Origin of the sequence: Armatimonas sp. (assembly GCF_043757465.1) — a bacterium.
Taxonomy (GTDB): domain Bacteria; phylum Armatimonadota; class Armatimonadia; order Armatimonadales; family Armatimonadaceae; genus Armatimonas.
Window position 1 is genome coordinate 18,538 of record NZ_JAYVPL010000106.1, and the last position, 13,133, is coordinate 31,670.

General features: G+C 57.1%; 13 protein-coding genes and 1 pseudogene. 11 read left to right on the forward strand and 3 right to left on the reverse strand.

Annotation, left to right across the window (positions count from 1 at the left end):
* The first annotated feature begins 63 nt into the window (after window positions 1-63).
* From clpX to ACH2ED_RS13985, 8 genes are all read left to right on the forward strand, one after another.
* Window positions 64-1,320, forward strand: coding sequence for an ATP-dependent Clp protease ATP-binding subunit ClpX (gene clpX / locus ACH2ED_RS13950; RefSeq protein WP_395092151.1), 1,257 nt, complete (start codon window positions 64-66; stop codon window positions 1,318-1,320).
* A gap of 70 nt (window positions 1,321-1,390) precedes the next feature.
* Window positions 1,391-2,254 carry a sugar phosphate isomerase/epimerase family protein gene (locus tag ACH2ED_RS13955; protein WP_395092153.1) on the forward strand — a complete coding sequence of 288 codons (864 nt, stop codon included), beginning with the start codon at window positions 1,391-1,393 and terminating at the stop codon, window positions 2,252-2,254.
* Between the two features lie 99 nt (window positions 2,255-2,353).
* Window positions 2,354-2,596 (forward strand): hypothetical protein, encoded by a 243-nt coding sequence (locus ACH2ED_RS13960; protein WP_395092155.1) that lies wholly within the window; start codon window positions 2,354-2,356, stop codon window positions 2,594-2,596.
* The gene (locus ACH2ED_RS13965; RefSeq protein WP_395092157.1) at window positions 2,596-2,844 is read left to right on the forward strand and encodes a hypothetical protein; all 249 of its coding nucleotides are present in this window, start codon (window positions 2,596-2,598) and stop codon (window positions 2,842-2,844) included. Before ACH2ED_RS13960 ends, ACH2ED_RS13965 begins: the two co-directional genes overlap by 1 nt.
* Before the next feature lie 19 nt (window positions 2,845-2,863).
* A complete protein-coding gene (locus tag ACH2ED_RS13970) occupies window positions 2,864-3,259 on the forward strand; it encodes a DUF6941 family protein (RefSeq protein ID WP_395092159.1) in 396 nt (131 codons plus the stop codon).
* Complete coding sequence (locus tag ACH2ED_RS13975; protein WP_395092161.1) at window positions 3,256-4,986, forward strand: S1/P1 nuclease; 1,731 nt, start codon at window positions 3,256-3,258, stop codon at window positions 4,984-4,986. The genes ACH2ED_RS13970 and ACH2ED_RS13975 overlap by 4 nt, the downstream gene beginning before the upstream one ends.
* Before the next feature lie 5 nt (window positions 4,987-4,991).
* Window positions 4,992-5,585, forward strand: a complete 594-nt coding sequence (locus ACH2ED_RS13980; protein ID WP_395092163.1) for a Uma2 family endonuclease — start codon at window positions 4,992-4,994, stop codon at window positions 5,583-5,585.
* Complete coding sequence (locus tag ACH2ED_RS13985) at window positions 5,572-5,802, forward strand: hypothetical protein (protein ID WP_395092164.1); 231 nt, start codon at window positions 5,572-5,574, stop codon at window positions 5,800-5,802. The genes ACH2ED_RS13980 and ACH2ED_RS13985 overlap by 14 nt, the downstream gene beginning before the upstream one ends.
* Here the strand turns inward: ACH2ED_RS13985 and ACH2ED_RS13990 are convergent.
* Window positions 5,789-6,376: a hypothetical protein gene (locus ACH2ED_RS13990; RefSeq protein ID WP_395092166.1), complete on the reverse strand. Its 588-nt coding sequence runs from the start codon at window positions 6,374-6,376 to the stop codon at window positions 5,789-5,791. The genes ACH2ED_RS13985 and ACH2ED_RS13990 overlap by 14 nt on opposite strands.
* Window positions 6,377-6,547: 171 nt before the next feature.
* On the reverse strand, window positions 6,548-7,573 hold the full coding sequence (locus ACH2ED_RS13995) for a PfkB family carbohydrate kinase (protein ID WP_395092168.1): 1,026 nt from the start codon (window positions 7,571-7,573) through the stop codon (window positions 6,548-6,550).
* Between the two features lie 84 nt (window positions 7,574-7,657).
* Here ACH2ED_RS13995 and ACH2ED_RS14000 point away from each other — a divergent pair, with 84 nt between their 5' ends.
* The 3 genes and pseudogenes from ACH2ED_RS14000 to ACH2ED_RS14010 all read left to right on the forward strand — a co-directional run.
* Window positions 7,658-8,356: an SAM-dependent methyltransferase gene (locus tag ACH2ED_RS14000; protein ID WP_395092170.1), complete on the forward strand. Its 699-nt coding sequence runs from the start codon at window positions 7,658-7,660 to the stop codon at window positions 8,354-8,356.
* Between the two features lie 283 nt (window positions 8,357-8,639).
* On the forward strand, window positions 8,640-9,134 hold the full coding sequence (locus ACH2ED_RS14005) for a fasciclin domain-containing protein (protein WP_395092171.1): 495 nt from the start codon (window positions 8,640-8,642) through the stop codon (window positions 9,132-9,134).
* Window positions 9,135-9,292: 158 nt separating this feature from the next.
* Window positions 9,293-9,889, forward strand: a pseudogene (locus ACH2ED_RS14010) (DNA helicase); the annotation flags it as partial.
* Between the two features lie 44 nt (window positions 9,890-9,933).
* Here the strand turns inward: ACH2ED_RS14010 and ACH2ED_RS14015 are convergent.
* On the reverse strand, window positions 9,934-13,095 hold the full coding sequence (locus ACH2ED_RS14015; protein ID WP_395092173.1) for a S41 family peptidase: 3,162 nt from the start codon (window positions 13,093-13,095) through the stop codon (window positions 9,934-9,936).
* Between the last annotated feature and the right edge of the window lie 38 nt (window positions 13,096-13,133).

Genomic DNA, 13,133 nt, shown 5'->3' on the forward strand with positions numbered 1-13,133 from the left:
CGTAAAGGGTTTTGAGGTGCACTGCCCTCTGGCTCGCCTACCTGTGGCGTGAAGGGGGTGCGGATGGCGCGTATTGGTGGTTACGATCGTCACGACAACCGTTGTGTGTTGTGTGGTAAGAGTCGCGAGCAGGTTCGGAAGCTGATTTTGGGAGTTCACGGGGGGGTCTGCCTCGACTGTGTTGGGCTCTGCAATGACATCATCCGGACGGAGAGCACTCAGGACGAGTCTCTCCCGGTAGGGCACCTGCCTAAGCCGCGCGATATTCATCGGCAGCTCTCCAGCTATGTCGTCGGGCAGGAGCGTGCCAAGCGTACTCTTGCTGTGGCCGTCTACAACCACTACAAAAGAATTAACGCTCCTGCCAGTGAGGTGGAGCTTCAAAAATCCAATATCATGTTGCTCGGGCCTACGGGCAGCGGGAAGACACTTCTTGCACAGACTCTGGCACGCATTCTCAACGTCCCTTTCGCTATCGCCGATGCGACGTCACTGACGGAGGCGGGCTATGTGGGGGAGGATGTCGAGAATATTCTGCTCAAGCTAATCCAGGCGGCAGACAATGGCGACACACTTCCCAATGTTATCAAGCGTGCGGAGCGGGGCATTATCTATATTGATGAGATTGATAAGATCGCCCGCAAGTCTGACTCGCCCTCGATAACCCGGGATGTCTCGGGCGAAGGGGTGCAGCAGGCTCTTCTCAAGATTCTTGAAGGGACCCTTGCCAATGTCCCGCCGCAGGGAGGCCGCAAGCACCCACAGCAGGAATATGTTCAGATTGATACCACCAATATTCTCTTTATCTGTGGCGGTGCCTTCGATGGGCTCAGTGAGATCGTCGAGCGGCGCTGTAACCGGAAAAGTGTGGGCTTCCGTGCCAGTGTGGCGGCGCAGGCAGAATCCATTGAGGAGGATCCCTTCTCGCGTGTTACTCCTGAAGATCTTCAGCGCTACGGTCTCATCCCTGAGTTTATCGGACGTCTTCCCGTGCTGGCCGCGCTAGCCCCGCTTGATGAGGCCGCACTGGTGCGCATTTTGACCGAGCCACGCAACGCGCTTACCCGGCAGTACCGCCGCTTCTTTGAGCTAGATGGGGTGGATCTCAGCTTCACGGCAGATGCCCTGACCGAGATCGCTCGCCAGGCCGTCAGCCGAGGAACCGGGGCCCGCGCACTCCGCACTATTATTGAGGAAGCAACACTAGACATCATGTACGAAGTCCCTTCCCAGCGCGATATCGAAGAGATTGTTGTGACCGAAGAGACCATCCGTGACAAGAAAGCACCTCATATCCGCTACTTCGAACGTGCTGCCTGAGCCCTCTGCTTAACATTTAGGCAGGGGGTAAGAGCTGCCTTGTCGAACTTTCTCACGGAGGATGATAACAATGGCAGCTTTTGACCGGCTCAATGAGGGCTCAAACGATGCTCCGCGCTTGCGGGTACAGCAGACTTTCTGGGGGATGATCAAGCTCCCCATGAATGCGCAGACGGAGTGGACGCTCGATGAGAAGTTTGTGCGCTGTAAAGACGCCGGACTGGAGGGCGTGGAGTGCTGGCTCAGTGATGACAATGAAAAAGAAGTCACGGCGGCACTGAAGCGCTCTGGGCTGCGGCTCGCGCTGGGGCACCGACCTTTTAAGCTTGAGGACACGCAAAAACTGATCGAGCGCGCCGTGCGGGTTGGGGCAGACTACGTGATGGCCCAGCCCGCCGATGCCTACACGCCGGTAGATGTCGTGGCAAAGCTTGTGACCGAGGGGCGAAAAGTTGCTAACGACGCGGGACTCTGCTACTTTGTCGAGACGCACCGTAACAACTTCACGGAGACGATTCCCCAGACACTCGCGCTGATTGAGCGCGTCCCCGAGATTCGTATCACGGCGGATCTGTCGCACTTTGTGGTCGTCGGTGAGTTCTATGGCTGGGAGGCGGAAAAAGCACACGAGCGCATGCTGCCGATTTTAGAGCGCGTTTCGCATATCCACGGGCGCATCAGCAACGGTGAGCAGGTGCAAGTGGACTGTGGCGATGGGAGCACTCCCTGGGCACGCTTCTTCGTCAAGCTTTGGGCCATTGCCATGCAGAACTGGAAAGCGGACGCGGGCCCGGGGGATATTCTCCCGTTTAGCAGTGAGCTTGGCCCACCCCGCTACGCCATTACGACCCCAGGTGGCCAGGAAATCTCCGACCGCTGGGAGCAGGGCTTGCTCATGACTCGCCTCGCCAAAGAGGCATGGGAGAGAGCGTAGCCTCGCCGCCCACTGAAAGTGGGCGTCTGTGAGCCTTCGGCTGGGATGTCGCTCCGCGACTCCGAAATTCCTTGTCTTAATGCGGTACCATAAAGACCTATGCCAAAACGTGCCGAGCCAATTACTGATCCGGCGGATCTGATGCACCTCCTGGGGCGGTTCTTTTTATGTCTTGTCGCCAATATCTTGGTGGTCTATAGCCTGGTGCAAAAGAGCTGGGTCTCCGTGGTGGTGCTCTCTGCGGGCTCACTCTTTCTGCACCGAACCACCATTATTCTTTGGAAGAAGCTGAGTGCGGAGCGGCAGGAAAAACTGGCTCAGCGAGAGGTACAACGCCAGTGATGCCCCGTCAGCGCCTGCAGCGCAAACCGAGCAAGGTGGCAGATAAGCTGATCCTGACGATGTTCTCTCTCCGCTTAGGGATCGGGTTGATTGCGTTTACGACCATCACAACACTTGCCTTCCAGCTTCCCGAGAAGAGCTTCGCCTGGATCATGCTACTGATTGCCCTTGCCTATCTGGCGGTGGCGGGCTCGATTCTTGTGAAGGCGCTGCGCAAGTACCGCGAGCGCTACGGCGTAAAAAAGTGAGTAGGGAGCAAGGAACTAAGTGACAATTTCCTGTGCAGTTTTTGTGGACGGGGTGCGTCAAGGTGAGAACGGTATTGACCTCTGTGGCCTGTCGGAGGGCTTCGGGTTTCCTGGCCTGCCAGTGACTCTGGAGAAGATGCCGCTCTTCTTGAACCTGGAGCTAGATGACGCGGATCGAGGCAAGTCTTGTCGGCTGGAGTTTCATCTGCTCTCCCCCAATGGCCAGGCACTGGATTCTCCGAACTGGCTGGACTTCACGCTCCCCGCTGACGAAGACGCGGTCACGGCTAAGCTTTTACCGACACTGGATCTTACGTTCCATAAGTTTGGTACGCACACTCTTGAAATCCGTCGCGAGGACACTCTTCTCCAGCGACTCCGACTGACAATTACCCAACAAGGGCTCCGGACATGAAAAAACTTGCATTCTCACTTCTTGCTACCTTTGTGCTTGCCTCTGCTTCTCATGCCTGGGGTGGGGTGGGGCACACGTATGTTGCTAAACTCGCCGTGGACTCGCTACCTCCCTCCTCCCTCAAAACACTAATGATCCTGAACAAGGACTGGTTTGCCGCCGCTTCGTCGCATCCAGATCGCTGGCGTAACCGACCCGATAGTGCGGAGGCGGGACGGCACTTTCTCGATGGCGAGCGCTTCGGCTTTGGCTCGGACCTGAGCAAGATTCCCCAGGACTTCGCCGCCGTGCAGAAGATCAGCGACTACATGAAGCTGCGTAGTGATGGGATGAATCCATGGACGGTGCGGCGCATCTACGGCCTGCTTGTGCGTGCGCTCAAGGAAAGACGCTGGGACGATGCCCTAGTGCAGGTTGCCTATCTCTCGCACTATGTTGGCGATGCCCATGTGCCGTTCCATGCCACGGAAAACTATGACGGCCAGCTCTCCGAGCCTTCCCAAAAGGGGATTCACGCACGCTTTGAGTCCGTGATGCTGGAGAAGAGCATTGCCTACAGCGAGCTCAAGCCGGGTAAGGTACGGCTTATGAGCGATCCGGTTGCGGCGATATTTTCGATTCTTCAAGCCAGTATCAACGAAGTGCCGGTGATTCTTGCCGCCGATAAGAAAGCCCAGGCGGCGGCCTCCGGGGATACATTTAGCGAGACGTACTGGAGTGCCTTTACGCCCGCCGCTAAGCCCATTGCGATCAAGCGGCTAGAAATGGGAGGTGCGGCGCTGGCAAGCTTGCTCGAAAGCGCCTGGAACGAGGCCGGTCGCCCGACACCACCGGCGGGCTTTGCCGCGAAAAATCGCAGCCTGCCCTATGCTCCTGAGTTCGTCCCCCGTGGTCAGACCCCGCCGCCGTTCATGCCCGTGGTAACCGCAGAGCAGAAAAATGCGGCGCGCAAGGGCGCGATCACGCTGCATATCGAGTCCGATGCGCTAGGCAAGTTCGTCCCCTGTACTGTTTTTCTCCCTAAAGGCTACTGGCAGACCGGGAATCAAAAGCGCTACCCGGTGCTTTATTTGCTCCATGGCGCGTTTGGTAAGCACACGGACTGGCTCAAGAACGCGGGCACAGCGGCCTATCTGGCCGACCTGCCATTAATTGTCGTCTTGCCCGACTCCCAGGGCGACTCGTTCTATCAGAACTCGCCTGGTTTTGGGAAGTGGCAGAGCTATTTCGAGAAAGAACTCATGCCGGAGGTCGAATCCACGTTTCGGACAATTAAAAAGCGCGAAGGGCGGGCGGTAGCGGGGCTCTCGATGGGCGGGTACGGCGCGTGGCACCTGGCGCTCGATAACCCGGCAAAGTTCTGCGCCGCCGCCTCGCTTTCGGGAGTTGTGGAGTGGGGTGAGGGCAAGCCAATCCTGAACTTTGTCCAGAAGATGTTCCCCACCAACACCGATGCGCTCTACGCCACGGGGGCGATCTGGCCGAAGATTCAGGCACTCGCTGGCCGGAGCGGCCCCTGGGACGGTCCCGCGCTCTACTTCGACTGCGGCAAGGACGATTTTCTCATCCAGATGAACCGTGATATGGAGCGACGCTTGCTGGAGCGTGGGATTCCCTTCGAGTTCGCCGAGTTCGACGGAGCCCACACCTGGCCCTACTGGGACGAGCACCTGCGCGATGTCCTCAACTTCACGATGCGGCACGTCGCCCAACCCACGGAGAAATAGTCGCAATGTACGCCTTCAAGCTCGAACCAAAAACCAGCGCCGAGGAGTATCTGGCAAATGAACGCAAGGCTGACTCTCGGAGTGAGTGGCATGATGGAGTGACTATCCGAATGGCGGGGGCTTCTGAGGAGCACATTGATATTGTCGAAAATATCTCTGGACAGCTCTACATGCAGCTTCGAGGTAAGCCTTGCCGAACAGCAACCCACGATTTGCGTGTGAAACTGTCTCGCTCCTATGCCTATCCTGATGTGGTAGTGACTTGTGGCGACCGAGTCTACACAGACAATGACTGTCTGACCAACCCGCAGGTGATTATCGAGGTGTTATCTAGCTCCACGGAGAAGGCAGATCGCGGCTGGAAGCTGACAGAGTATCGCAATCTTCCCTCCGTTCAGGAAATTATTCATGTTTACCAGGATCGGGTTCAGGTGGATTGTTACAGTCGCCAGAGTGAGGGGCGCTGGCTTTATGAGGCGTACATCAAGCGAGAGACAGAGCTAGTGCTGACCAGTCTTGATATCATCCTTCCTCTGAGCGCTATCTATGTCAATGTGGTACTTGCTGATGAGGCACAGAGCACGGATGATCCCGTCTGAGGTTTTAAGGCGCTATGCGGAGCCGCACCGGCGTTATCACACGGTGCGGCCCCTGCGGGCAGTGCTCGCGGCACTGCTCATTGTGGCGACGAAAAAACACCGGCCGCTGGATGGGGGCAACGTCATGCGGCTCTTGCTGGATGCGGATCTCTGGATTCTGGGGTCGCCACGACGTACCCACAGGCTGAGCTTGGTAAGCGAAACTAGCCCTTCCTGACTTTGACCGGAGGCGTATTGGGAGTGGTTGGAGCGGTCTTGATCGCGGGTTTGACGGGCTTATCGTCTTTGAGGGGTTTATCGTCTAGGAAGCGAATGCTATTGATTGTTTTCTCAAAGTCCTTGACGGTTGTCTCAAAATCCGCGTTCATTCCTGCAAAGAGCCAGATCATACGCGTGTTTTTATAGACCATATAAATCAGCCGCAGACTGGCTTCTTCTTGAATTCCCAGGGACTGACTGACATCGAGCGAGGCTAAAACAGAGAGTGCATCCCGGCCAGCTACTTTGATTTTGACTTTCTTTTGGATGGCAATTCCGGGGATAATCTTGCTCATTCCTTCGATTTCGCTATCTGTAGGCAAGGCATTATCAACCGTTTCCTCAAGCCCCGTTTTGGGCTTAGGCATGGTGATAAGAATAATTCCCCCCAGGAGTTTATAGGACAGTGCAGCACTATTTTTCTGGCGTATCGAACTATAGCGCTCGATTGTAGGCGACTGCAACGAGAGCACGACAGGATACACTTCGTCCTTAGGAGTGCGGGTGTAGCTAGAAGGCTTTACCAGCTTCATCCGAAATTCATCAAGAACAATCGTGTTTTCATTCTGGGCCCACACGGGGGAATGAAGGCTAGCAAGTAGAGAGAGAGCAACAAGTACAGGAGAGAAATTCATCATCTATATCTAAATCCTTACAGGGAATTATACAGGTGTCCTTGCATAGATTGCCATACCTGTACGCACTTAGCGCTGGACACGGCCCGAGCCGTCGCCTTTGAGCAGAGTCTCTACCTCGGCCAGCTTGATGTAGCTGAAATCGCCTACAATTGAGTGTTTGAGGCAGCTTGCGGCGATGGCGAACTCGATGGTGTCTTGTGCGGATTTTCCGTTCACTAGTGAGTAGATCAGCCCCGCCGCGAAGGAGTCGCCGCCGCCGACGCGGTCCACGATGTCAATATCATAGTGCTGGGAGAAGTGGGCGTTTTCCTTGGTGTAGAGCATCCCAGACCAGCCGTTGCGGCTCGCACTGTAGGACTCACGGAGCGTGATCGCGACACCTTTTAAGTTTGGGAAGCGCTCGACAAGCTTCTGCGCCACTTCGATGTAGCCGTCGTGTGAGAGCGCACCGCTCGTGAGATTGGAGTCAGCCGCCTTGATCCCAAAGACCGTCTCAGCGTCCTCTTCGTTGGCGATGCACCAGTCCACGTAGGGCATCAGTGCGCCCATGACTTGCCCGGCTTTCGCGCTACTCCAGAGCTTCTTGCGGTAGTTGAGATCGCAGCTCACCGAGATCCCTTTGGCCTGCGCTGCCTTCGCACCTGCAATCGCTGCCGCCGCCGCGCTGTCCGAGAGGGCGGGGGTAATTCCCGTGGTGTGAAACGCCGTCGCGCCCTCAAATATCTCGTCCCAGTTCAGCTCCTCAGGAGAAATCTCAGCAATGGCGCTATTGGCTCTGTCGTAGAGCACGGTCGAGGCCCGCTGCGACGCGCCTTTCTCGACAAAATAAACCCCCATGCGCTCACCACCCCGCAGAATCTTGGTCGTGTCTACGCCCAGGCCGCGCACTTGGTTGATAAAACCTTGCGCCACATCGTTCTTGGGCAGCCGCGTCACAAAACGCGCGTCGAGGCCAAGCTGGGCCAGGGAGACGGCGACATTGATTTCCGCGCCGCCGAAAGTCAGCTCAAGGGAGGTAGCCTGGAGCAGGCGCAGATAACCAGGGGGGCAGAGGCGAAGCATGACTTCACCGAAAGTTACTACTCGTTGCATGGGGTTATTGTACTATAATCCCGGAGGTTTTCTGGGCTGAGAGCGAGAGCTTGATCTCCAAACGCGCTATAATAGCCCCTGAGTATGAACGACTGGAAGAAATTTTTCGAGGCCATCGGGCCGGAGCGCTACTTAACCGAAGGCTTCACACAGCACACGCTAGCCGAAGTGGATTTTGTTTTAGATGTCTGTGAGTTGGCATCTGGAGGGCGAGTGCTAGACATGGGCTGTGGCCCAGGGCGGCACGCGCTGGAGCTGGCACGGCGTGGGTTTCAGGTGACGGGGGTGGACTTCACCGAGAAGTTTATCCAGTTCGCGCTGGAGGGAGCTGCGGCGGAGGGGCTGACGGAGCAAGCCGAGTTTGTGCTGGCCGATGCCCGAGATTTTGTCCGTCCCCTCGCCTTTGATGCGGCGGTCTGCCTCTGCGAGGGCGCGTTTGCGCTCCTACAGACCGACGAAGACAATGTGCGGGTACTACGCCATATCGCCGCGAGCCTCAAGCCGGGGGCACCGTTTCTCTTGACGACCCTCAATGGGTACCGGACGATTCGGCGGGCGGGGATTGAGACGACTCTTGATCCGCTGAACATGGTGGAAACCTGGCCCGGCGATAATTCTGGGGAGCTGCGGGGGCGGCACTATATTGTTCCTGAGCTTGTCAAGATGCACGAGGCTGCCGGTCTGAGTGTCGAGCATGTCTGGGGAGGGACGGCAGGTCACTGGGCCCGCCGCCCCTTAGACTGGGACGAGATCGAGGTTATGTTCCTCTCTCGCAAGGGGTAGCCCTCGCCAAAGGAATTTTTCAAAGGAGGGAACAATTGCCTAAGCTCAAGCGTACTAATGACTAGCGCATGTCCTCCTTTTAACTGTCCATCGGACGTGATGGAAACCCGACTCCTTTTTCAAGAGCCGGGTTTATTTTTGCCTGACTGGTATTTGTCAAATAATGCGAAGAAATATTAAAATCTTGGAACAAATAGGAAAGAGTGGTGTTAGAAGAGGCAAGTGAGCAGGAGCGCGCCCTCCTCACAGGATCTCAAACCCAATTCCAAGGACAACTGTTCCCATGAAAAAGTATTTTGTACTCGCAGCGCTTGCGCTGGCTGCTTTCTCGCCGATTCGCCCTGCATTTGCACAGGACAAGACCATTGTTGAGATCGCTGCGGGCAACGCGGATTTCTCGACCCTCGTTTCTCTTGTCAAGGCTGCTGGCCTTGCGGAGACACTGAGCGGCGAAGGCCCCTTCACCGTCTTTGCACCGACCAATGCGGCGTTCGCTAAAGTTCCAAAGACCGTCCTAGATAAGCTGGGCAAGAACCCTGCTGCACTGAAGGCTGTTCTGACCTACCACGTGGTGGCAGGCAAGGTGATGGCGGCGGATGTCGTCAAGCTCAAGAGTGGCACCAAGGTCAAGACCGTCAATGGCGCTTCGATCACTGTGGGCACGAAGCATGGTGTGATGGTGGACAAGGCCAAAGTGGTCAAGACTGACATTGTTGGCAGCAACGGCGTCATCCATGTGATTGACAGCGTGATCCTGCCCAAGGGCCTCAAGCTCTAACCCTCTTCCCATGCCCCTCTCCCGATAACGGGAGAGGGGTTTTGTTTTTTATTTTCCTGTATAATGGCCTTGGCGCATGTCCACGCCTCCCCCCTCCCTTGGGAAAGTACTTTTCGTGCAGGACTATTCACTTCCATCAAACCTAAGAGGGTTTTAGCGCGTGGAGCCTTCTTTCTGCCAAGGCAATCAAAACAATGTCGAAAAAGCTCGTCTCTGCCCTCTTTGCACAGCTACACCCGGGGGAGCTGGCCCTGCTGGGCTCGCGCCGTGGGCAGGGCAAGACGCGCCTGAGCATTGAGCTGGCCATCCAGATAATGCGGCGCGGCGGCCACGCGGCATTTTTTACCTTAGACTTTACCCCGACGGATGTCGCGGATTGTTTTAAGGCTCTGGGTGAGGATTTAAACGAATTTGCGGATAGGTTTCTTTTGGATGACTCCGATCAGATCTGTGCGGACTACATCCTCTCTAGGCTTGCCTCGGCACCTGCCAGTACTTTAGTGGTGATTGACTACCTTCAGTTACTGGATCAGAAGCGTGAGAATCCTGAGCTGACGCACCAAGTTCAGCAGCTCCGAAGTTTCGCCCGCGAGCGTCAGGTGATCGTTCTCTGCCTTTCTCAGATTAAGAGAAGCTACGATCCCGCGAGTAGGCCCTGCCCCGAAGTGAACGACATCCGTTTGCCAAACCCTCTGGATCTTAGTCTGTTTGACAAGCTGTGCTTCCTCAACCAAGACACGATGCAGATCGCCTAAATCGGAAAAATGGCCCAGGGTGATGCGCCCTGGGCCGTTTTTGTTTATTTCTTGAGAAGCGAGATTGCTTTCTCTAGCTGCGGATCTTTGCCCGCGAAGTAGTCGGGAGTGCTCCACGGGACAAAATAGTCAGGCTTCTCACCGATGTTTTCCAGTGGCGTGCCATCGGTGCGCCACACGCCCTGGAAGGGCATACGAGCGCCCGTGCCATCCACGAGCGAGAGGCCAAAAGTCCAGATGACGTAGCCCGGTGTCGGCTCCCCGACGAGCTTGGCGAGGCCGGTGGCGCGCATGCCGTAGGGGAACATCTCCGCATTGGAAAAAGACGAGTCACCCATGAGCACGGCAATCGGCTTGTTCCAGGGCTGGCGGCCCTCCAGAATCGGAGCAGGAACCACATAGCCACCGCGCGGGGAGTTGGTGGCGTAGGGCTTGAAGCGCAGCCAAGAGATCAGGGTGTCGCCGATATTGCCCCCGCCGTTCTCCCGCACATCAATGATCATCGCGTCTTTGCCCTCGGCATACTCGTAGAACTCACGGACAAAAGTGTCACGGTTGGGGCCACCCATTCCAGAGATATGGACATAGCCGACCTTGCCGCCTGAGCCCTGCTCGACTTGCTTGGTGCGTGCCTCGATCCGATTCCGGTAGTGTAGATCGCCCCACTCGCCGCCACTCACGGCTTTGTAGGTCACGGTGCGGGCTCCCTCGCGGCCCGGCTTGTCGTTCACGAGAAGCGTGAAGTCACGCTCACCTTTGTCGTTGAGCACTTTGTAGAGATTCTCATCGAGCGTGACATCTTCACCGTCCACCGCGACAATATACTCACCGGGCTTGATACGCGTTTTTTCATAGCTGCCCGGGGTGCGCTTGGGGATTTCTTTTACACGGATGCCGGGGCCGACATAGCCATAGTCAAAATACACACCCAGCGACGCCGTATTCGGCCCCGTAATGCTGCCGGGTGCGGGACTCACTTCCGAGTGGCTGGATTCTAGCTCGCCGAGCAGTAGGTTTCCGAGGTTAGACATCTCCTCGCGCGTGCCAACTCCGTCTAGCATCGGTTCGTAGAGGGCTTTGAGGGCGGCAAAGTCACGACCATGGAAGTTCGGATCATAGAAGCGCGTGTTGTAGCTACGCCAGAGCTGTGTGAAGGCGGCCTGACGTTGTGCGCGAAGATTCTGGGTGTAGGTGGCACTGAAGCCCACCAAATTGGGCTGCGCACCCGGAACACGTGTCTTAAAAGTGAAGAGCTGGCCGCTTCGATTCAAGTAAGCCGTATCGCCTGCCGTATTCAGGCGCAGGTTGCCGATTCCCCCCGTAGACGTGAGCTGGCGAACCTCTTTGCCATCATACGATGCCGACCAGAGATTGCCGCTGGAGATAAAATAGAGTGTTCCGTCCGAGTCCGTCATCTGTAGGCTCGCATCCGGGTTCTGGCCGCTGAGCTTGCGCAGCCGATAGTGGATATCCTCAAAGTCAATGGTCACCTGCACAGGATCGCCGGACTTGATATACTTCAGCTCCAGCTCCGCGCCACGGGCCTCCTCACGAGTGAGTGGGACAACCCACAGGCCACCGCTGCCATCGCGATCGCTGGAAAAGTAAAGAAAGCGCCCGTCAGCAGACCAGGTGGGCTCGCCGTGAAACGCATTGAGCCGCGTGATATTCACGGGAGCAGTGCTGGCATCGGCCTTCGTGATGTAGAGATTTGTCCCCCCCGACTCGCGGCCTCGGCGCGTGAAGGCCAGCCAGCGCATGTCAGGTGACCAGGCGAAGCTTCCCTGATTGTCGCCCGCAATCGCAAGAAGCCGCTTGGGTGGCGCGGAGAGATCGGCGGGGCAGGTGTAGAATCCCGCGCCCTCCTCTTCCTTGCCCAGCACCTGGAACGCCAGTAGCTTCCCATCGGGAGAGAGGAACGGGCCTTTTGCATCCAGCTTGCCCAGCCAGACCCGCTTAATCGCCTTGGTCGCGACCTCGATGGCAAAGACACGTTCATTGCCGTTGCGGTCCGAGACAAAGAAGAGCGTCTTGCCGTCTTTGCTCCAGTTAAAGTCGTGGTCGGTGCCGGGGTACTCCGTCAGGCGCGTCGCTTGATCGGCGTTGCGGCTCTTTGCTTTATCCACGGGGATCGTCCAGAGCTCATCACGCAGCAGAAATGCAAACGTCTTGCCATCGGGGCTGATCTCCGCCTCCGTCACTTCGGCATTGCTGATCACGGCGCGCTGCTCGGTGTTGCTCTTATCATCGCCGCCACAGAGCAGCGTGACTTTGACGGCCTCTTTCGTACCGGCTCTCAGTACATACAGATCGGTGCCGTGCTCAAAGGCAATATCGCCGGACTTGCGCGCCACACTGGGAAAGCGCACGGCACTCCCGACAAACTGTGTGAGCTGCTTGGGCTTGCCGCCCTCACTGGGAAACACCCAGAGATTGGGTGTGCGCTTGGCATTGTCTTCGAGCTTGGGCGGTGTCTTTCCCATCAGCGTCACGCTCGGGCTTTCCTCGCCGTAGGTCACACAGACAATGCCCTTGCCATCGGGGAGAAAACGTGGGTAGAGATGCTGACGGCCATCATCGGCGAGAGGGACATTCTTGCCGGTCTTCGTGTCCAGGGTCCAGAGCTGCGCCGCGCCGGAGCCATTGTAGCGTGGGCGCGTCCAGGGAAAACCATTGCGCTCGTAGGCGAGTTTACTGCCATCAGGTGAGAAAACCGGGCGGTTGATGCTTTTGAAATCCTCGGCGAGCTTGGTGAAGCGCCGCGTCGCCAGATCCAACGAGAAGATACTGTCGTGAGGCGTATCGCGCTGGCTCACAAACAGTAGGCTCTTGCCGTCCGGCGACCAATCGCTAGGCACTTCACGTCCGCCCGCGAGGGTTAGCTGACGCGGCGTCCCGCCCTCCGTGGGCACGACCCAGATATCGGGTGAGCCGGTGCGATTACTCTGAAACGCGATCCACTTACCATCGGGCGAGAACACGGGGTAGGCATCGTACTCCGCGTGTGTGGTCACCTGGTAGGCCCGTCCGCCACTCGTCGCCGAGACCCAGATATCGCCGCGCCACACAAAAGCGAGCTTGGAGCCATCGGGTGAGAGCGCTGGCATCCGTGCGCCCACCACCGGTTTTTCCTCAGGAGGGGGGAGCTGAGCGAGCGCGATGGTGCAGGGCGCAAAGCAGAGAGCAAGAAAGAGCATCTTTTGCATGGAAAGAAGTATACCCTCACAGAGAAACCTCCAAATGC

Coding starts and splice junctions, on each gene's coding strand:
- ACH2ED_RS13975 (WP_395092161.1), top strand. CDS start 3,256: ATGAAAAAACTTGCATTCTCACTTCTTGCTACCTTTGTGCTTGCCTCT.
- ACH2ED_RS13995 (WP_395092168.1), bottom strand. CDS start 7,573: ATGCAACGAGTAGTAACTTTCGGTGAAGTCATGCTTCGCCTCTGCCCC.
- ACH2ED_RS13965 (WP_395092157.1), top strand. CDS start 2,596: ATGCCCCGTCAGCGCCTGCAGCGCAAACCGAGCAAGGTGGCAGATAAG.
- ACH2ED_RS13980 (WP_395092163.1), top strand. CDS start 4,992: ATGTACGCCTTCAAGCTCGAACCAAAAACCAGCGCCGAGGAGTATCTG.
- ACH2ED_RS13955 (WP_395092153.1), top strand. CDS start 1,391: ATGGCAGCTTTTGACCGGCTCAATGAGGGCTCAAACGATGCTCCGCGC.
- ACH2ED_RS14005 (WP_395092171.1), top strand. CDS start 8,640: ATGAAAAAGTATTTTGTACTCGCAGCGCTTGCGCTGGCTGCTTTCTCG.
- ACH2ED_RS14000 (WP_395092170.1), top strand. CDS start 7,658: ATGAACGACTGGAAGAAATTTTTCGAGGCCATCGGGCCGGAGCGCTAC.
- clpX (WP_395092151.1), top strand. CDS start 64: ATGGCGCGTATTGGTGGTTACGATCGTCACGACAACCGTTGTGTGTTG.
- ACH2ED_RS13960 (WP_395092155.1), top strand. CDS start 2,354: ATGCCAAAACGTGCCGAGCCAATTACTGATCCGGCGGATCTGATGCAC.
- ACH2ED_RS14015 (WP_395092173.1), bottom strand. CDS start 13,095: ATGCAAAAGATGCTCTTTCTTGCTCTCTGCTTTGCGCCCTGCACCATC.
- ACH2ED_RS13985 (WP_395092164.1), top strand. CDS start 5,572: ATGATCCCGTCTGAGGTTTTAAGGCGCTATGCGGAGCCGCACCGGCGT.
- ACH2ED_RS13990 (WP_395092166.1), bottom strand. CDS start 6,376: ATGAAGCTGGTAAAGCCTTCTAGCTACACCCGCACTCCTAAGGACGAA.